Origin of the sequence: Indolivaga capnocytophagoides (assembly GCF_036511535.1) — a bacterium.
Classification (GTDB): Bacteria; Bacteroidota; Bacteroidia; order Bacteroidales; family Dysgonomonadaceae; genus Dysgonomonas_A; species Dysgonomonas_A capnocytophagoides.
In genome coordinates, this window is record NZ_AP028867.1 from 3,537,207 (window position 1) to 3,555,243 (window position 18,037).

Below are 18,037 nucleotides of genomic sequence, written 5' to 3' on the forward strand. Positions count from 1 at the left end.
TCTGTTTTATATTGAGGAGTAAAATTCGAGAATTGCTTTAGAGAAGGACTTCCATGAGAGTCTTTGTTTTTCGAGGATTATATTCTTTGTATATATTGCTTTATTAGCAGCCTCTTCTTCGAAATATTGAACGATTGAGTTTGCTAATTCCTCCGGTGTCGCGTTGTTTACAACCATGCCTGTAGATCCCTTTCTGACTGTCTCTCCTAATGCGCCTACATTCGTTACGATAAGAGGTGTTTCCATCTGGTAAGCGACAGCTACTACGCCGCTTTGTGTTGCATCTCTGTATGGGAGAACAAGTACGTCTGATGCTGAAAATAAGGTCGAAACCATTTCATCCGGAATATACTCTTCAAGTACTTTGATGTTAGTCTTATTGTGAAGGGTATCTATAATATCCTGATACTTTTTGAAGTCTCCATAGCATTCGCCTGCAATGATAAGCTGATATTGATCATTTAACAGATTCATTGCTTTCAGCAGGATATCCAACCCTTTATATTCTCGGATCAAACCGAAAAACAAGAGTGTCTTTTTGGTACTATCCGTTCCAAGTTTTAAAGCTGCTTCATTTTTGCTTGTCTTAAGGCTGTAGTGGTCATATATCGGATGAGGGCTTACAAGTATCGGTTTGTTCTGGATAATAGCCTTCAGATCGTCTCTAACCGGATCGCTTAGAGCAATAAATCCATCGCATGCAGAAAAGAAGTATTTTGCTAATGGTTTATCAAAGAAACGCTTTTCATGAGGTATTGCATTGTGGATCAATCCTGTAATTTTAGTCTTTTTGTTGATAAGACGGCAAACGCTGCCCAGAGCCGGAGACAGAAAAGACATCCAGTATGGAACAATCAGTATATCCGGTTTAAAGCGGTTTATCTGCGAAGCTGTCTTATAATAAGATAACGGGTTGATGCTGTTGAGTGCTCTTTCGGAATGTATGATCTGAGCGGAATCACCTTCAGTTATATATTGTGTTTTTCCCGGAAAGAGAAAGGACGGATAAAGCATGGAAAAGTTAAAGGCTTGCACTTCATGATCAATCTTTAACTCTTCATACAATCGGCCGCTGAATTGAGCCATCCCTCCTCTGTAAGGGTAGAAAGGTGATAATATTCCTATTTTCATTGTTCTATCTCATTCAAGCCATGTTCATGTAAAACATTCATGACTCTTTTCAAAACTTCGTTTTCCGGTATCTCATTCAGACAGGCAAGATCATTTCTGAAACATGGTTTATCGCCAAAGACAGAGCAAGGACGGCATTCCAATTCTGTTTGAATGGCATTTTTTATATCCTGCTTAAATCCATAGAAGCCTAAGCTTGGGTGTGTGGCTCCCCAAATAGAAACAACCGGAGTTTCTACCAACGAGGCAAGGTGCATGTTTGCAGAATCCATAGAGATCATTATATCCAGATAAGAGATAAGCAATAGCTCATTAATCAGGTTTATTTTACCCGAAGCACATATTACATTCTCGTATTTGTTTTCCCAGCTATCAAGGATTTCTCGTTCTTGAGTTCCCGATCCGAATAAGAATATTTTTATAGGGGATTTTTCGTTTAAACTCTTTACTACATTCTCCATTTTATCTAGAGGATATACCTTTTCAGCATGTTTTGCGAATGGAGCAATTCCAATCCAGGTACAGTCTTTCTCTGTAACTATTGCCCGGAGGGGATATAACGATCTTTCTTTAAACTCAAAGAAGTTTTTGAAAACCATTTCTGATGGAAATCCGATTTTATCGAAAACCTCCATATATCTTTCGTAAGTTGGCTTCAGAGGCGGATATAGTTCTTTCGATGCAATCATCTGCTTCTTTTCGCTTCTGCCCTTTTCTATGTGCGCCGTTTTCTTAAAGAGCATAGACATACAGCCTCTTATCAGCTTGGTACGAAGCACATCATGCACATCTGCTACATGTGAATAATTGTATTTGATCACACTGATCAAAAGCTTGAATGTACCCAATAATCCCTTATGACGTTTAGACGGATCAAATGTTACAGCGTTAATATTGAATCCTAGGTTTTCAAACAGTGGAGCAAACGACTTTCTGGTCAGTACAATGAAGCGATCCTGTGGATAGCGAGCTGCCACAGAGAATACTACAGGTACTAACATAGCCACGTCTCCAAATGAAGATAACCTGGTTATTAAAATTCTAGCCATTGTTGTTGTTTGTTTTCGTGTATTTTTTTTGGCCGATTTTCAAGTTAGACAAAGGTTGAAAAAACTACTTCTTTTTCTCGTATAGAACAGGATTTAAGTCAGGATCATTATACATTTTCATTTGTTTATAAACCTTCATGTATTTTCTTCCGGCTCCTATATCTTCCAATAAATCGCTTATAGCCGAGGATAAGTCTTTTCGTTGTTCCAGAAGAATGTTCAACTTGTTCTGGCATTGTTCTTTATGTGAAGCATCAGCATCTTCACGAGTAGCTTCCTGATGCATGTGATAAATCTTAAGGGCGAGGATAGACAGGCGGTCTATAGCCCAAGCCGGACTCTCTGTGTTTATTTTAGCATTAGGACTTGGTTTGACATCTTTGTACTTATCAAGAAAATAGCTGTCGATTAATTCTACCAAATCTGTCCTGTCCTGATTCGATTTGTCGATTCTTCTTTTAATACATAAAGCTTTCACAGGATCTATATTCGGATCACGAATGATATCTTCCAGATGCCATTGTACGGTGTCAATCCAGTTTTTAAGGTATAGATAGTATTCTATAGTTTTTAGCTCGAAAGGATTAGATAATGCTGTATCTACATCATCTGTTTTGTGATAATCCTCAATTACTCTATCAAAGATGGAATTACTTAAGTCTGTAAATTTCATAAATCTATTTTACTGTATTAATAAACAAAGAGATATAATCACTCATATACACGATTCTCACCTTGCAAACAAGTAATAACATCTCCCTCATTAATATATAATGTTGACAAATATAATTAAAAGCTTTTCAAGAACCTATTTATTCGCCCAGTTTTCGCGATCGAGATTTCTATAGTTAATAGCTTCAGCCAGATGGTTGGGTTTAATATCCGGAGATCCGTCCAGATCCGCTATCGTTCGAGATACCTTGAGTATGCGGTCGTAAGCTCTGGCCGACAAGTTAAACATATCCATTGCTTGTTTCAGAAGCGAAAGCCCTGTTTCGTCAGGAGTTGCATACTTGCGCATCAGCTTAGAGGTCATCTGGGCATTACAATGCGTCTTTTCTTCATCTTTAAATCTTTCTGCTTGTATTTCTCTTGCTTTAATGACTCGTTTACGTATAGACTCGCTGTTCTCGGATGTCCCGGCACTTGATATTTTATCAAAGGGAACCGGTACTATCTCTATCTGAATATCAATTCGATCGAGTAATGGCCCTGATATCTTGTTCAGGTACTTCTGCACCATCCCTTGTGAACAAACACATGGTTTTTCGGGGTGGTTGTAGTATCCGCATGGACAAGGGTTCATAGATGATATCAGCATAAAACTTGCCGGATATTCAACCGAGAACTTTGCCCGTGATATACAGATATTACGGTCTTCGAGTGGTTGTCTTAATACTTCGAGTACACTTTTGTTAAATTCGGGCAATTCATCCAGAAAAAGAACTCCGTTGTGAGCCAGACTGATCTCTCCGGGTTGAGGGTAAACTCCTCCTCCAACCATTGCCACATCTGATATAGTGTGGTGTGGAGATCTGAATGGACGTACCGACATTAATGAGGTGTCAGTGTTCATCCGACCTGCAACACTGTGTATTTTTGTTGTTTCGAGGGCTTCCTGTAAAGAAAAGGGAGGTAATATGGTCGGTATACGTTTTGCCATCATTGATTTCCCTGCTCCGGGAGGTCCTATCATTATGATATTATGACCACCGGCAGCAGCAACTTCTATTGCCCTTTTGACATTTTCCTGTCCTTTTACATCTGAAAAATCAAATTCAAAATCGAATTGTTTCTTCAAAAATTCTTCCCGTGTATTGATCTCCGTTCTTTGAAGAGATCCTTTTCCGTTAAAGAAGTCTACTACTTCTGTCAGCTTTTCGACACCATATACATTCAGATTGTTAACGACGGCAGCCTCTTTGGCATTTTTCAAGGGAACTATTAATCCCTTAAATCCTAATTCCCTGGCTTTTATAGCGATTGGCAGAACTCCTTTTACCGGAAGGATTGTTCCGTCTAGAGATAATTCACCCATTAACATATAATTTTCAAGGTCATCAGATTCCAGGCTGTCTGAGGCCGCCATTATGCCGATTGCTAAAGGCAGGTCATAAGAAGAACCTTCTTTCTTGATGTCAGCCGGGGACATGTTTATGATGACTTGTTGTCGTGGAAACTTGTAGCCATTGACCTGTAATGCAGATATGATACGTTCGTGACTCTCTTTTACAGATGCATCAGGTAACCCAACCAGCATAAATTTTATGCCTTTTGAGCAATTAACTTCTATCGTAATTAGTGTGGCGTCAATCCCTTGTACGGCAGCTCCGAATACTTTTACCAGCATGTTTGCGTAGAATAAATGTTGTTCAGAGACAAATATAAAGGAAATATAGGACTTTAGCGAGTCTTATCTACTGCTTTTTCGTCTTTTTTATCCTTGTTTTCGTATCTTGACAGTAGGGAAGTTATGTTTACATCCCTTTCAAGAATGATTCCGTCTGCCGATACCAAAATCATATAGGGTGCAGATGTTACATTGTATTTCTTTACTACTTTGGAACTCCATTTTCTGCCGTCAAGTAAAACAGTCCAGTCTAGAGAATTGGCTATCTCTACGGTTTGAGAATCCGGCGATTTCCCTTCAACATCAATAACTATTGCCAGAAAGCTAACTTTGTCTTTTAACTTTTTCTGAGTCTCTTTCAATTCGTCAAAGTACTTGATGTTCAGCGGAGCTTCTTTTATATCGAAGATCAGTAAAACATCTTTTCCTCTAAAATCTTTCAGGCTTACATCTTTACCTTTCGAACTTATCAACGTGAAGTCCGGAGCTACAGAGCCTACAGCTGATATTCGTACCCTGTCATAATAGTTCTTCAAAGATGTTGTGAGGTAAAAATTGGCAGCATCTCCTTTCAACGAGTTTATATCATTTCCTAATAGTTCCGGTGATATATTGTTGACGGAATAGTCATTCATCAAAACTACACTGGCTATTTTTCCGGGGTTCTTTTCCACATATTCACGAACACATCTGGCAAGCTGAAAGTTTATATTCTTTAGTTCGGCAGGATCCATATTTTGGTGTTTGCTCAGAATACGACATCGAGTCTGAAGAAGATTGAGGTTTTCTGTTTTAAAAGCCATTAGGTCGTCATTAACCTTTCCCCCTTTCAGTTCAGCCAAACCAAAATCCGAAGCGTCTGCTTTCAGGTTAAGATCATATCCGGGTTCCAAAAAGAATGTGATCTGAGCTTTGTCGTCTCCGCAATATAAGTTGACCAAAGTTGGCTCGTTCACGATCCCTTTATAAGTAAATTCACCTCTTTTATTTACCTCGATTGTGTCGATAATAACAGAGTCACCTGATACTTCCCTAACGGCATATAGATTCGAGACTGTCAGGTTTTCAAGTTTTCCCTGAACTTTAAAATTGGTGTTATCCTTTTTTTCGCAAGATGCGAATAAGAGGATAAAGGTACTGATAATAAGTAAAGACCTTAGATTCAGGAGCGACATAACCTTTCTATATTAATATTATTACAGAGACTAGTAAGCAACATAAAGTATTTAATGACATATTCTAAAGCAATAACCTGCTCTTGCTGTCATACTTGCAAAGTCAACAAATAGGTCTGAGACCTTAAAAGTACAAATATTATGCCTAAAAGGCGGATAATACTTGTTTTATTATTTTCAATCTACAAAGATAGAAATTTATCTTAATTAATTATTGCATATTTTTCATCTTTTTAACAATCGTCTTAAGCTAATGTCGTTTAAATATGACGAATAAACATTGGCTGTGAGCTATAAAGTGTATCTTTGTTTATAAAAAAACGTGTAATTATATGAGATTGTTTAAAAGTTTTCTTTTTACTGTCATTTTATCATCTTCATTTTCAGCAATGGCGCAAAATAGTCTGGTTCCGCTTTCTCTCGAAGATCTTATTCCCGGAGGAAGTACGTTTTCAAAGTACAGAGTGCAATTTCCTTCTCAGCTGCAGTGGTGGAATGACTCGCCGGTTCAGGTAAAAGGCGATTCTATTGTTTCTATTCCTGTTATAGATAAAAAAGCTGTTCGGGTAATCACCACAAAAGAGCTGATCAACCAAAGCCTTACGGCAGAGGGAAAAGAAAATTTGAAGTCGTTCCGTTTTGTTGGTTTTCCTTATGCGAATCAATCTGTCGTAATGCTTACCAATGGCAGTGATACTTATTTGTATAATTTCAAAGAAAATAAGGTTGAAGCCACTTATACTTTTCCGAAAGAAACCTCGAATTTCGATTTCACTAAAGAGGGTAGGGCTTTTGCTTATACCAAAGACAATAATCTTTACATCTTAGACTCCGGCTCGAAAGAAACAGCTATAACATCCGACTCGGATAAAGGCATTGTAAATGGGCAATCGGTTCACCGCAACGAATTCGGGATAACCAAAGGAACATTCTGGTCTCCATCGGGAAATCTGCTTGCTTTTTACAGAATGGACGAAACCATGGTAACTGATTATCCTCTAGTCGATATATCTGCACGGGTTGCCGAATTGAAAGACATAAAATACCCGATGGCAGGGATGAAAAGTCATCAAGTGACTATCGGTATATTTAACCGTTCGACACAACAGACTGTTTTTCTGAAAACAGGTACTCCTAAAGAAAAATACCTGACAAATATTGCATGGAGTCCCGATGATAAGTACATCTACCTTGCTGAACTAAACAGGGGACAAGATACTTGTAAAGTTGCCAGATATGATGCTAATTCGGGAAAACTTGACGCTACTCTGTTCGTAGAAACTCACCCGAAGTATGTAGAACCGGAGCATCCTGTTTTGTTCTCGAAGAATGATCCGAACAGTTTTATCTGGCAGAGCAAACGAGATGGATACAATCACCTATATCTGTATAATATAAACGGTAAGGTGAAAAAGCAGTTAACCACTGGTGCTTGGGATGTTACCGAAGTTTTAGGCTTTGATGTAGCTGGTGCAAATCTTTATTATGTATCTACCGAAGCGACTCCGCTCGAACGTCATATCTATCAGTTGAATCTAAAAAACGGCAAGAAAGTTCGTCTGTCAAAAGAAGAAGGTGTGCATTCAGGTTTATTGAGTGAATCGGGCAAATACATTATCGACCGTTATACTTCTCAATATAATGCAGGCAAAGCTGATATTACAGATACAAAAACTGCTAAGACTTATAACATATTCTCGGCTAAAGACCCTTATAAAGGTATAACCTTACCCGAAATCTCACTGGGAGAGTTAAAAGCAAACGATGGAAAAACAAGCTTATATTACAGGCTTATAAAACCGTTGAACTTCGATCCTGATAAGAAATACCCAACCATCATCTATGTGTATGGAGGACCTCATTCTCAGTTGGTAGACAACTCATGGATGGCACAAGCCAGAGGGTGGGATATATACATGGCTGAAAAAGGTTATGTTGTCTTTACGTTGGATAACAGAGGAACTTCTAACAGGGGAATAGACTTCGAGAATATCACTCACCGTCATCTGGGTGTGGTGGAGACCGAAGATCAAATGACTGGTGTAGATTATCTCAAATCATTGCCTTATGTAGACGCTGACCGTATTGGTGTGCATGGTTGGAGCTTCGGCGGGTTTATGACATTGAATCTGATGCTCCGCCATCCTGAGACATTCAAAGTGGGTGTTGCCGGAGGTCCTGTAACAGACTGGAAATACTATGAAATAATGTATGGCGAACGTTATATGGACTCACCTAAAGAAAATCCTGAAGGTTATGCCGGTTCAAGCATGGTCGATAGAGCGGGAGATCTTAAAGGCCGTCTGATGATTATACATGGCGATGAAGATCCGACGGTAGTTATGCAGCACAGTCTCCAATTTCTGAAATCGGCTATTAAAAGCGGAACTCATCCCGACTTTTTCATCTATCCCGGACACGGACATAATATGATTGGTAAAGACAGGGTTCACCTGTATGAGCATATCACTCGTTACTTTGATGATTTCTTAAAGTAAGCTCTGAGCTACCTTATAAAATATAAAGCGGGAAGAAGTTTTATTTCTTCCCGCTTTGTTGTTTTCTGAAAATATATGCCAAGGCAACTATGGCTATCACATTACCTGCGATAATCAGCAGAAAGCTACCCATATCCTCTTTATTGTTGTAATAAGGGAAAATAGCTACCGATATGATGATCAGATAGACAATTGATATCGCCAGAAATAAGGCTGTTTTTGGCATATAGAGTATATAACAGATTATTTCAATTCCGACAGGATAGCTGTCAGATAATGATAGAAACGTTCAACTGTATCGATTTCTACAAATTCATCCGGAGAGTGAGGATTCATAATAGTAGGACCGAACGAAACAATGTCTAAGCCCGGAGTACTGCCTAATATGATACCGCATTCGAGACCGGCATGTACAACCTGTACCTGTGGTTCTCTTCCGAATTGAGAAACGAATAGGGATTTCATTACTTCCAATACTTTCGAATGTGCATTCGGCTGCCATCCCGGATATCCGTTTACGGCTTCCACTTTAGCATCTGCCAAAGAGAATACACTTTCGATCATAGAATCTAAAGCCTCTTTTTTAGATTCCGATGAACTGCGTGTCAGGAATTTGATTTCGACTTTGCCTTCTCCCGATTTTACGGATGCAATGTTGGTCGAAGATTCCACTATACCGGGAAATGATTGGAGCATACTGATAACCCCGTTAGGGCAAGCGACAACTGCATTGATTACATCGTCCTGTATTTCTTCAGGAAGTACAGTTTTAGGTAAATCTACTTTTTCTGCTTTCAGTGTCAGGTTTGTTTCTATCTCTGCAAACTCTTCGCAGTATAAGTCGTTGTAGTCATCAACTAAATCCATCAAAGCCTCTGCATTTTCCGGAAGGACAGTCAATACTGCAAATGCTTCACGAGGAATGGCATTACGCAGCGAACCTCCTTCTACCGATGCCAAACGGGCATCCAATGAGCGTACAGCTTCTTTCAGAAAACGGAACATCAACTTATTGGCATTAGCTCTGCCTAAATGTATTTCACCACCGGAGTGACCGCCTTTCAATCCTTTCAGGCTTACTTTTACGGCAGCATCACCAGCCGGAGCTTCTACGTCTTTATACTGCCACGATACATTTTCGTCTATACCGCCTGCGCAGCCGATACATAATTCACCTTCTTCTTCTGTATCCAGATTGAGGAGAATGCTTCCGGTAAGGAATCCCGGCTCGAGCCCGAATGCTCCTACCATGCCTTCTTCTTCGTCTATGGTGAAAAGACCTTCTATTTTGCCGTGAACAAGGCTGTCGTCTTCCATCACCGCTAATATCGCAGCAGCTCCGATACCGTTATCTGCTCCTAGAGTGGTTGACTTGGCTTTTACGATGTTTCCGTCGATTACGGTTTCGATCGGGTCTTTCAAAAAGTCATGTTGAACGTCCGAGTTTTTTTGCGGAACCATATCCAAATGTGATTGAAGAATCACAGTCGGAGCATTCTCCATTCCTTTCGAAGCCGGTTTGGTAATTAAAACATTGCCGACTTTATCTTGCTTTACATCCAGATTTAATCCTTTTGCAAAGTCTACAACATATTTTTCAACAGCCTTTGTATGTCCTGTGGGACGAGGTATTTGTGTTAACTCATAAAAATGTTTCCAAACATTTTTGGGTTTCAGTTTTAAAATTTCTTTTGACATAATATAATATTACGTTAGTAAGTTCGAGACCTTAATTGGTTTTTTATTACTACAAAAGTAAACAAAAGTAACATAAAGTTATCCTTCTTTCTATTGTATCTTTTTTACTCCTCTGTTCCCTTAACGAGGGTTTAGCTGTGACTCTGAAAGCTCTTCCATGGCTTGAGGGTATTCTCAAAAGGTAACAAAAGTAATCGTATTTTTATCTCTCCTTTCTTCTGAGTCAGATGGATTATAAATAATATAGATAAAATTTGTTTATTCTAAACTTATTATTAGTTTTGCGTCAACAACACTTTAACAAAACATCATTATGTGTATTCGAAATGTCTTATTTTTGCTTGCTTTATTTATTATATCTGTCGGTTGTTCAAAGGACGAAAATGTTACTTCTACAAATATCCCGTTACATAATCCCCAGTTGATTGATTTAGGTCAGATTAAAATTGAAAAAAACTTTAGACTGGAGAGAGAGAATTCTTTTTATTATTGTGGATTTAATGTGAAAACTATAAAAAAGAACGATACAATATATCGCTTGGCGTTGGAACAGGAAAATCGAAAATTAACCTTTAATATAACAACATCGCCCAATGACTTTGATTGTGTGGATGACTCATGTTTTACGGAACATAAGGTATCATTCTATATAGACCATGCATTCCAGAAAGGTCTTTATGATATCGAAATATATATAAATAATGGGCTGAACCAAGACTATAAGTTTCAATATTATATAAATTAACACTCAAAATTATGGAAAAAATTACAAACTACCATTGGTTATTTTTTTTATCACTGGCTATCATGCTTATCCCTTCGTGTTCGAATAATAACGAATTTGGAATAGATGAGAAATTAAATAACCTTTCAAAAGATTCACAAGAATATATAAACTCTGATGCTTTCTTTTCGGATAGTTTATATCAATCTTTAGCTCGTAGTTATCCTGCATTATATTCTTGTGATACAATTGATAATTCTCATTTATGGGTTGATGAGCAAAATTCAAGCTTAAGGTCTTCTTCGTCAGGAACTATAAAAACATATGGGTATGATGAGATAAGAGATGTAAAAACATTTAAGTCATACTTTTCTCAAGGGATAGCTTGGGATTCTCGCATGAACGAATACAAAAATACAGTAGTCCTATGTGATATTAAATTATATGTTAAACAAGTGAGGATACCAAAAGGTACAACATTGGTTCTACCTCCTCCGTCGCTAATGAGCTCTATGAAAAGCATGGGGCGTCAGCCAATTGGTTATTCATTGACAAAACCGATGATAACAGGGTATACATACAAACAATATTCTTCAACTTCGACTGAAGATGTTTATGAGCTGATAACTGAAACAGAAAGTATTGCATATAATATCGAAGGTCGAAGAATATTTAATCCTCCAGTTTATTTACCAGAATCAGCTAAAAATGGTCCTTCTTCATTTGAATTTAAATATCAATATATTAATACAGACTGGGATTAATCTTAGAAAAACGAAACAATGAGAACAAATTTAATATTTATAATATTATTTGGATTATCGTTATATGGCTGTTCCTCAGATTTGGAATATCAGAATAGTGAAAGCCTTATTGGTTATATGATAAACTCAAAAGATGATGTAGATAATCATATCTCAGAAATTAATAATGAAGTAAGAAAAATAGATTCCTCATACTTAACTTTTAAAAGTTCAAGTTTTAACTCTGATCTCAAGAAAATGAGAAATACATCAATAAATACCATTAATGTAGTAAGAGGATATGATAAAAGGGTAGTTTTGAAAAAATATTTATTAACCTTTGGATTTCCCTATGATTCAAGATTAGAAACTAATGTCCCTTATTACACGGAATTATGCCAATATATCAAATATATAGATGTGCCTAAAGGTTATAGTGTAATTATTCCAGGAGGAAATTCTTCTATATTGAGATTATTACCAACTCTTAATATGGGTTATATTCCAGATAGCCAGTTACAAGGTTATGCTTTGCAAACAGTATCTTCTACTCAAAACAAGTTTGCATTAGTGACAAACGTTGAGGAGATTATAAAAAATAATAAGACTAATAAAAAATTATCCCCTATTTTTTATATTCCTCAGGATCTCCAGCCTTCTAAATTTGAATTTAAATATCAGATAGTATCTTTATCCTGGGATTGATAGAATTATCATATGAATTTTTATAATAAATCGACAAGTTGGAAAAGCTTGTCGATTTATTTATATTAGTATATTTGTACCTCTTTTGAAAAAAGTAAAGGCGGTTAAGTAACTGTCTTCCTCTATACGATCTTGATTATGAGTAAGAAATTTAACAGAACGCTGGTCACATCTGCACTTCCTTATGCTAATGGACCTGTGCATATAGGTCACTTGGCAGGAGTATATATTCCTGCAGATATTTATGTCAGATATTTACGTCTTAAGGGCGAAGAAGTATTGTTTATCGGAGGTTCCGACGAACATGGTGTGCCTATAACTATCAGGGCAAAAAAAGAAGGTGTTACTCCTCAGGATATTGTGGATAAATACCATGGCATAATCAAGAAGTCTTTTGAAGAATTTGGTATCACGTTCGATATATATTCACGTACCAGTTCTGAGATACATAAAAAAACAGCATCGGATTTCTTTCTCGAATTATATAATAAGGGAGAGTTCGAAGAAAAAACAAGCGAACAGTACTATGATGAGGAAGCTAAAATGTTCCTCGCTGACCGCTATATTATGGGCGAATGTCCCCACTGTGGTAATCCAAATGCTTATGGAGACCAGTGCGAATCGTGCGGAACATCACTAAGCCCTACCGATTTGAAAAATCCAAGATCAACGATATCAGGTAAAACTCCGGTGATGAGAGAAACTAAACACTGGTATTTACCTCTTGATAAGCACGAAAGCTGGTTGAGACAATGGATATTGGAAGACCATAAAGAGTGGAAAACCAACGTGTATGGTCAATGCAAATCGTGGTTGGATATGGGATTGCAGCCCCGTGCTGTAAGCCGTGACCTCGATTGGGGTGTGCCAATACCGCTGCCGGGAGCCGAAGGTAAGGTTCTTTATGTTTGGTTTGACGCACCTATCGGTTACATCTCCAATACAAAAGAGTTGTTACCCGATAGTTGGGAGAAATGGTGGAAGCATGAGGATACAAAACTCCTTCATTTTATCGGAAAAGATAATATTGTATTCCACTGTATTGTATTTCCTGCCATGCTGAAGGCCGAAGGATCCTATATTCTGCCCGAAAATGTTCCTGCAAATGAATTCCTGAATCTCGAAGGAGATAAAATTTCCACTTCCCGTAATTGGGCTGTATGGTTACACGAATATCTCGAAGATTTTCCCGGACAACAGGATGTCTTACGCTATGTGTTGACAGCCAATGCTCCCGAAACAAAAGATAACGACTTTACATGGAAAGACTTCCAGGCTCGAAACAACAACGAGTTGGTTGCCATCTTTGGCAACTTCGTTAACAGGGCGATGGTGCTTACTCATAAATATTTCGATGGAAAAGTTCCTGCTTGCCACGAATTGACAGATTATGATAAAGATACTCTGGCAGAATTTAAAGATGTAAAAGCAGAAGTTGAAAAACACCTTGATACGTACCGTTTCCGTGATGCTCTTAAAGAGTCAATGAATCTGGCTCGTATCGGTAATAAATATCTTGCGGATACAGAACCTTGGAAAACTGCCAAAACAGATATGACTCGTACTGAGACGATTTTGAATATCTCGTTGCAGATAGCTGCTAATTTGGCCATTGCTTTTGAGCCGTTCCTTCCGTTCAGTACTGCAAAGCTAAAACAGATGCTGAATGTAACAGATTTAGCTTGGACTCAGTTAGGGCAGGTAGATATACTTTCTGTTGGTCATCAATTGAATCATGCGGATCTGTTGTTTGCCAAAATCGAAGATGAAACCATCGAGAAACAAGTGCAAAAATTACTTGATACCAAGAAAGCCAATGAAGCTTCGGAATATAAGGCTGCACCGATTAAACCATCGATACAGTTCCCTGAATTCGAAAAAATAGATATTCGCGTCGGAACGATATTGGAATGCATAAAAGTGCCTAAAGCCGATAAGTTATTGCAATTCCTTATTGATGATGGCATTTCTAAACGAACAATCATTTCCGGTATTGCTCAATGGTATAAACCGGAAGAATTGGTTGGACGTCAGGTTTGTTTCATCGCCAATCTTGAACCTCGCAAATTACGGGGGATAGAATCATGCGGAATGCTTTTATCTGCGGAAAATGCAGACGGAAGTTTATCTCTGATACAACCGTCGGCGTTAATAACTCCCGGTAGTAAAGTGGGCTGATAAAAATCAATTACCGATATAAAGAAACGGAAACTATATTTTTTATAGTTTCCGTTTCTTTTTACCCATATTTAATGATTGCAAACTTTACTGATATCTACGGTAAAACCATCTTTCTGAGACGGCATAAATTTCCCTTTCATTTTCAGGAACTCGATTAACATAGGTATATCCATATCTTCAGCAGAACAAGCATAAAAACGCTGATTTTCACCGAAACGGTCTTTGATGGCTTGGGCCAATGATTCTTCGCTATAGCTATTGCCTTCCATCATATGTAAAACTTCGTGAGCATGTAATTGTTCCATAACCTTATAGTCTTTATCAATTTATGAAACAAAAATATATCATTTGATGGTTAATAACTGTAACATATGATACAATAGAGCAAAAAATAGACCTATATAGCTTGTTTTAACCTTTCGATTGTATCGTTTCCTAATTGGGTTTTTACTTTAATGTGTTCGAGTACAGCTTCTACAAAAGCATTCTTCTCGAATACACCACGTACACGTTCGAAATCAATTTTCTGGTCTCTTTTGTTTCCGTCCAATCCGAAGCTGATACGTGTCGGTAAAGAGAATTCTTTTCTCGCGTCGTCGTATATCATATTATCGAGCGAAACGACAGCTTCCTTCCACTTTTCGACAATCTCTATGATATCTTTTGCCGTAATAGTCTCTAGACTGAGTTCAAAATACTGTTGTATTTTATCCCATGCCCATGTCCATTCCAGTTCGTAATAGTTAGCATGCAGACCTGCAAATACTTGATTTACATCTTCCAATGTGTTCAGTTTTCCGGCTTCTATATCATCAATCAGATCATCTATTTTAGTACTTGGTGCAAGAAGTCCGGCCAAATCCCTCCATTGGAATAATCCGTCTGTCGTCTTCGGATTGAGAGCCTCTCTTATTTCTTCATTATTCCGGCATGGGCAGTCCTTTAAGCGGGAGATAATAGAATTCCCCAGAAATTTAGTAATGGCAATATTATAAAACTTAATACCTCTTTTTAAAGAAGAACCGTTAATACGGCAGCTTTGGTAAGTATAAGCATCCGAACTTTCACCGCAGGTTTCCTGTAGACCTTTCAGTGCATCTATCCCTTGAAACATCTTTTGTACTGTATATGGGCTGAGCAGGTTAAAGTTAAGATGATCCAGCTTATCGGGATCTTTACGTTTATCTCTTTTGGGAAATTTCTGCGCATCACGTATAGTTCCTACACTTCTCAGGTTAATGCCTGGAACAAGTACCGTTTCGTCATTACTTTCGATCAGGTATGAGAAAGGCATTTTTGATGTGTCCGAATTACGGTAGTGACGACCCATTACCAGTGAGAATGCTCCTATTCGGGCCGGCCACAGGATGTATGAATCACTGGTGGTTTTGCCGCCTCGTTCCATTACTCCTTGGTGTATAGGACCCAGTTTATACATGTGGTTACTTTGATTTGAGCCCGATCCCGCATTCATAAAAGAATACATTCCTGAAATCAGCAAAGTCGATTTGTGATGTGTGACCGTATAAGGCCCCGCAAATATAGCGCAAGCTTCGCCGTTCTCACCTTGGCAATTACTGAAGAATAACGAGTCACTGGCCGAATAAGTATGACCCAGTTCACAGGATTGTCCTATAAAACATCTGGCTAGCATAGTTCCGTCTTCAACACGAGAACCGGAAGAAATAATGAAATCTTTCGCCATCACATTGTATCCAATATGTATGGGGTCAAAAGCATTGCTGTTTATACTGCCGTTTTCGAGAATGCGAGCTCCTTCAATAACGGCATTGTCTCCGATTTTAACATTTTTGATTGTACCTGTATTTACAATCTTTACATTGTTACCTATTGTTCCGGTTTCAGAACTTACTTCATCCGTATATCGTTGTACGATTTCCTGCATTTTCTGAACAAGAATTGGACGATGGCGATAAAATGATTGTATATAAGCGAAGTGAGCACTCAATTTGTCATTGATGCCGACTTCACGTCCTCCTGTTTCATTCAGAACCGAAGCCTGTACTCCGTTACCGAATGAAGATTTCCCTTCTACATACATCAGTTCCAGATTCTGTATAATGGTATTGTCTCCGATACGGTAGTTGGCTATATAGTTTTGTATATTTTCTATGAGTACATTATTTCCCAATGAGCAATTGTGTAAGCTTACATTTCTTAGACCCGAATGTCTCTTGATTCCTCCAGGGAAGACAAAATCGGATTCGAAGTAACCGATCCGGATATCCCCCGAAAAATTTACCTGATGAATATAATCGGGAGTGAAATTTTCATGGACGGAAACTGTTTCCCAATTACAGGCAGTGCAAGCCTGATTTTGTAGCTTTTCGATTTCGGGAGTGGTTAGCTTTCTGTATATCATATATATGTTGTTATAACGATGATAGGCTTGTTACTTAACTATCTTATCTGTAACGTAAAAATACTTCAAATATTTTTACGTTCTGCCATTTTTTGTACCTTAGGAGCAATAAAACAACGCAACACTCGACATTATGGAACAAATACTGCACTATGTGTGGAAGCACAAGCTCTTTCAGAAAGATTTGGAAATGACTGACGGAGTCTCCTTTGAGGTGCTTGATACCGGTCAGCATAATACCCATCAGGGACCTGATTTTTTCAATGCAAAGATAAAAGTCAATGGTGAAGTTTGGGTAGGAAATGTAGAGATACATAAATCTTCGGATGACTGGTTTCGGCACGGACACGATAAAGACGTAGTTTATAATTCTGTGATTCTGCATATTGTCGAAAATATTACTTGTGAAGTGACGGATCAGACGGGCAGAATTATTCCACAGTGTGAGATTAAATATCCGAGTCATATACGTGAAAATATCGATTTTTTGTTGAGTGCCGATGTTGCTATTCCTTGTTGCAATTATTTACGCGCTATTCCCTCATTGCATACAGCTTCGTGGCTCAATTCTCTTTTATTGGAACGATTGGAGCGTAAATGTAATGATATATCGTTGTTGTTTCAGCGGTTAGACGGATCGTGGGCAGACGTATTTTATGTGGTGTTGTCCCGATCAATGGGATTTGGGCTTAACTCGGATGCTTTTGAAAGATTAGCTTTGAGCCTTCCTCTTAAATATATACTGAAACAGTCCGACAGCCTTTTACAGATTGAAGCATTATTATTCGGTCAGGCAGGATTATTACAAGACTTGTCCTGCATGGATGATTATACGAGGAAATTGAAACAGGAATACGATTTCCTAAAGAACAAGTATTCTTTGATCCCTTTAAACAGGGATATTTTTCGAAATTTAAGAGTGCGCCCTACAAGCTCTCCGGTCTTAAGGTTGGCTCAATTAGCCGTGTTATTACAAAATATACAGGGAGTTTGCGCTAAAGTACTATCCGCAAAAGATGTTGGTCAGATACGTTTGCTGTTTCATGTCAATGCATCTGAATATTGGCAGACACATTATTTGTTCGGAGAAGAGTCTTCCAGAAAACACAAATACATAGGAGATTCTTCATTGGATGTGATGATTATAAATGCAGTTGTTCCCTTGGGCTTCTCTTATGGCAGGCGCATCAATGACGAATCATATATAGAGAGGGCTATTGGCTTCCTTGAAACAATAAAACCCGAATCGAACTCCATCGTGAAGCAATTTGCTGATTATGGACTTATTAGCAGGAGTGCATACGATACACAGGCTGTCATTCAGTTGAAACGGGAGTATTGCGAGAAACGAAAATGCCTTTATTGCCGAATCGGATATCAGGTGTTATCGGGTAAATAGG

The 18,037-nt window shown here is 38.2% G+C and carries 15 protein-coding genes; 6 read left to right on the forward strand and 9 right to left on the reverse strand.

The window, feature by feature from the left end:
• Positions 1–6 precede the first annotated feature (6 nt).
• The 5 genes from AABJ51_RS14310 to AABJ51_RS14330 form a co-directional block, all read right to left on the reverse strand.
• Positions 7–1,131 (reverse strand): glycosyltransferase, encoded by a 1,125-nt coding sequence (locus AABJ51_RS14310; protein ID WP_338373066.1) that lies wholly within the window; start codon positions 1,129–1,131, stop codon positions 7–9.
• The gene (locus AABJ51_RS14315) at positions 1,128–2,180 is read right to left on the reverse strand and encodes a glycosyltransferase family 9 protein (RefSeq protein ID WP_338373067.1); all 1,053 of its coding nucleotides are present in this window, start codon (positions 2,178–2,180) and stop codon (positions 1,128–1,130) included. The genes AABJ51_RS14310 and AABJ51_RS14315 overlap by 4 nt, the downstream gene beginning before the upstream one ends.
• Positions 2,181–2,244: 64 nt before the next feature.
• Positions 2,245–2,853, reverse strand: coding sequence for a DUF4254 domain-containing protein (locus tag AABJ51_RS14320; RefSeq protein WP_026627113.1), 609 nt, complete (start codon positions 2,851–2,853; stop codon positions 2,245–2,247).
• A gap of 135 nt (positions 2,854–2,988) precedes the next feature.
• Positions 2,989–4,530 (reverse strand): YifB family Mg chelatase-like AAA ATPase, encoded by a 1,542-nt coding sequence (locus AABJ51_RS14325; protein ID WP_338373070.1) that lies wholly within the window; start codon positions 4,528–4,530, stop codon positions 2,989–2,991.
• A 53-nt stretch (positions 4,531–4,583) separates the two neighbouring features.
• Positions 4,584–5,705 carry a DUF4369 domain-containing protein gene (locus AABJ51_RS14330; RefSeq protein WP_338373073.1) on the reverse strand — a complete coding sequence of 374 codons (1,122 nt, stop codon included), beginning with the start codon at positions 5,703–5,705 and terminating at the stop codon, positions 4,584–4,586.
• A 332-nt stretch (positions 5,706–6,037) separates the two neighbouring features.
• Here AABJ51_RS14330 and AABJ51_RS14335 point away from each other — a divergent pair, with 332 nt between their 5' ends.
• On the forward strand, positions 6,038–8,203 hold the full coding sequence (locus tag AABJ51_RS14335) for a S9 family peptidase (protein WP_338373074.1): 2,166 nt from the start codon (positions 6,038–6,040) through the stop codon (positions 8,201–8,203).
• A 40-nt stretch (positions 8,204–8,243) separates the two neighbouring features.
• Here AABJ51_RS14335 and AABJ51_RS14340 read toward each other — a convergent pair whose 3' ends face one another.
• Both AABJ51_RS14340 and AABJ51_RS14345 read right to left on the reverse strand, forming a co-directional pair.
• The gene (locus AABJ51_RS14340) at positions 8,244–8,429 is read right to left on the reverse strand and encodes a hypothetical protein (protein ID WP_338373075.1); all 186 of its coding nucleotides are present in this window, start codon (positions 8,427–8,429) and stop codon (positions 8,244–8,246) included.
• 17 nt (positions 8,430–8,446) lie between these two features.
• Entirely contained in the window at positions 8,447–9,901 is a 1,455-nt protein-coding gene (locus AABJ51_RS14345) for an aminoacyl-histidine dipeptidase (protein ID WP_338373076.1), read from the reverse strand.
• A 313-nt stretch (positions 9,902–10,214) separates the two neighbouring features.
• Here AABJ51_RS14345 and AABJ51_RS14350 point away from each other — a divergent pair, with 313 nt between their 5' ends.
• The 4 genes from AABJ51_RS14350 (at position 10,215) to metG (ending at position 14,251) form a co-directional block, all read left to right on the forward strand.
• Positions 10,215–10,646 carry a hypothetical protein gene (locus AABJ51_RS14350; protein WP_338373078.1) on the forward strand — a complete coding sequence of 144 codons (432 nt, stop codon included), beginning with the start codon at positions 10,215–10,217 and terminating at the stop codon, positions 10,644–10,646.
• A gap of 11 nt (positions 10,647–10,657) precedes the next feature.
• Positions 10,658–11,389: a hypothetical protein gene (locus tag AABJ51_RS14355; RefSeq protein ID WP_338373079.1), complete on the forward strand. Its 732-nt coding sequence runs from the start codon at positions 10,658–10,660 to the stop codon at positions 11,387–11,389.
• Positions 11,390–11,407: 18 nt separating this feature from the next.
• A complete protein-coding gene (locus tag AABJ51_RS14360) occupies positions 11,408–12,073 on the forward strand; it encodes a hypothetical protein (protein WP_338373081.1) in 666 nt (221 codons plus the stop codon).
• A 138-nt stretch (positions 12,074–12,211) separates the two neighbouring features.
• Positions 12,212–14,251, forward strand: a complete 2,040-nt coding sequence (metG, locus tag AABJ51_RS14365) for a methionine--tRNA ligase (RefSeq protein WP_338373082.1) — start codon at positions 12,212–12,214, stop codon at positions 14,249–14,251.
• Between the two features lie 71 nt (positions 14,252–14,322).
• Here metG and AABJ51_RS14370 read toward each other — a convergent pair whose 3' ends face one another.
• The gene (locus tag AABJ51_RS14370; RefSeq protein WP_338373084.1) at positions 14,323–14,559 is read right to left on the reverse strand and encodes a YecH family metal-binding protein; all 237 of its coding nucleotides are present in this window, start codon (positions 14,557–14,559) and stop codon (positions 14,323–14,325) included.
• Between the two features lie 92 nt (positions 14,560–14,651).
• The gene (locus AABJ51_RS14375; protein ID WP_338373085.1) at positions 14,652–16,637 is read right to left on the reverse strand and encodes a DUF4954 family protein; all 1,986 of its coding nucleotides are present in this window, start codon (positions 16,635–16,637) and stop codon (positions 14,652–14,654) included.
• 133 nt (positions 16,638–16,770) lie between these two features.
• Here AABJ51_RS14375 and AABJ51_RS14380 point away from each other — a divergent pair, with 133 nt between their 5' ends.
• Positions 16,771–18,036, forward strand: coding sequence for a DUF2851 family protein (locus AABJ51_RS14380; RefSeq protein ID WP_338373087.1), 1,266 nt, complete (start codon positions 16,771–16,773; stop codon positions 18,034–18,036).
• Position 18,037 lies beyond the last annotated feature (1 nt).

Excerpts from the sequence above, each read along its gene's own strand:
- AABJ51_RS14310 (WP_338373066.1), bottom strand. The coding sequence starts at position 1,131 with ATGAAAATAGGAATATTATCACCTTTCTACCCTTACAGAGGAGGGATG.
- AABJ51_RS14315 (WP_338373067.1), bottom strand. The coding sequence starts at position 2,180 with ATGGCTAGAATTTTAATAACCAGGTTATCTTCATTTGGAGACGTGGCT.
- AABJ51_RS14320 (WP_026627113.1), bottom strand. The coding sequence starts at position 2,853 with ATGAAATTTACAGACTTAAGTAATTCCATCTTTGATAGAGTAATTGAG.
- AABJ51_RS14325 (WP_338373070.1), bottom strand. The coding sequence starts at position 4,530 with ATGCTGGTAAAAGTATTCGGAGCTGCCGTACAAGGGATTGACGCCACA.
- AABJ51_RS14330 (WP_338373073.1), bottom strand. The coding sequence starts at position 5,705 with ATGTCGCTCCTGAATCTAAGGTCTTTACTTATTATCAGTACCTTTATC.
- AABJ51_RS14335 (WP_338373074.1), top strand. The coding sequence starts at position 6,038 with ATGAGATTGTTTAAAAGTTTTCTTTTTACTGTCATTTTATCATCTTCA.
- AABJ51_RS14340 (WP_338373075.1), bottom strand. The coding sequence starts at position 8,429 with ATGCCAAAAACAGCCTTATTTCTGGCGATATCAATTGTCTATCTGATC.
- AABJ51_RS14345 (WP_338373076.1), bottom strand. The coding sequence starts at position 9,901 with ATGTCAAAAGAAATTTTAAAACTGAAACCCAAAAATGTTTGGAAACAT.
- AABJ51_RS14350 (WP_338373078.1), top strand. The coding sequence starts at position 10,215 with ATGTGTATTCGAAATGTCTTATTTTTGCTTGCTTTATTTATTATATCT.
- AABJ51_RS14355 (WP_338373079.1), top strand. The coding sequence starts at position 10,658 with ATGGAAAAAATTACAAACTACCATTGGTTATTTTTTTTATCACTGGCT.
- AABJ51_RS14360 (WP_338373081.1), top strand. The coding sequence starts at position 11,408 with ATGAGAACAAATTTAATATTTATAATATTATTTGGATTATCGTTATAT.
- metG (WP_338373082.1), top strand. The coding sequence starts at position 12,212 with ATGAGTAAGAAATTTAACAGAACGCTGGTCACATCTGCACTTCCTTAT.
- AABJ51_RS14370 (WP_338373084.1), bottom strand. The coding sequence starts at position 14,559 with ATGGAACAATTACATGCTCACGAAGTTTTACATATGATGGAAGGCAAT.
- AABJ51_RS14375 (WP_338373085.1), bottom strand. The coding sequence starts at position 16,637 with ATGATATACAGAAAGCTAACCACTCCCGAAATCGAAAAGCTACAAAAT.
- AABJ51_RS14380 (WP_338373087.1), top strand. The coding sequence starts at position 16,771 with ATGGAACAAATACTGCACTATGTGTGGAAGCACAAGCTCTTTCAGAAA.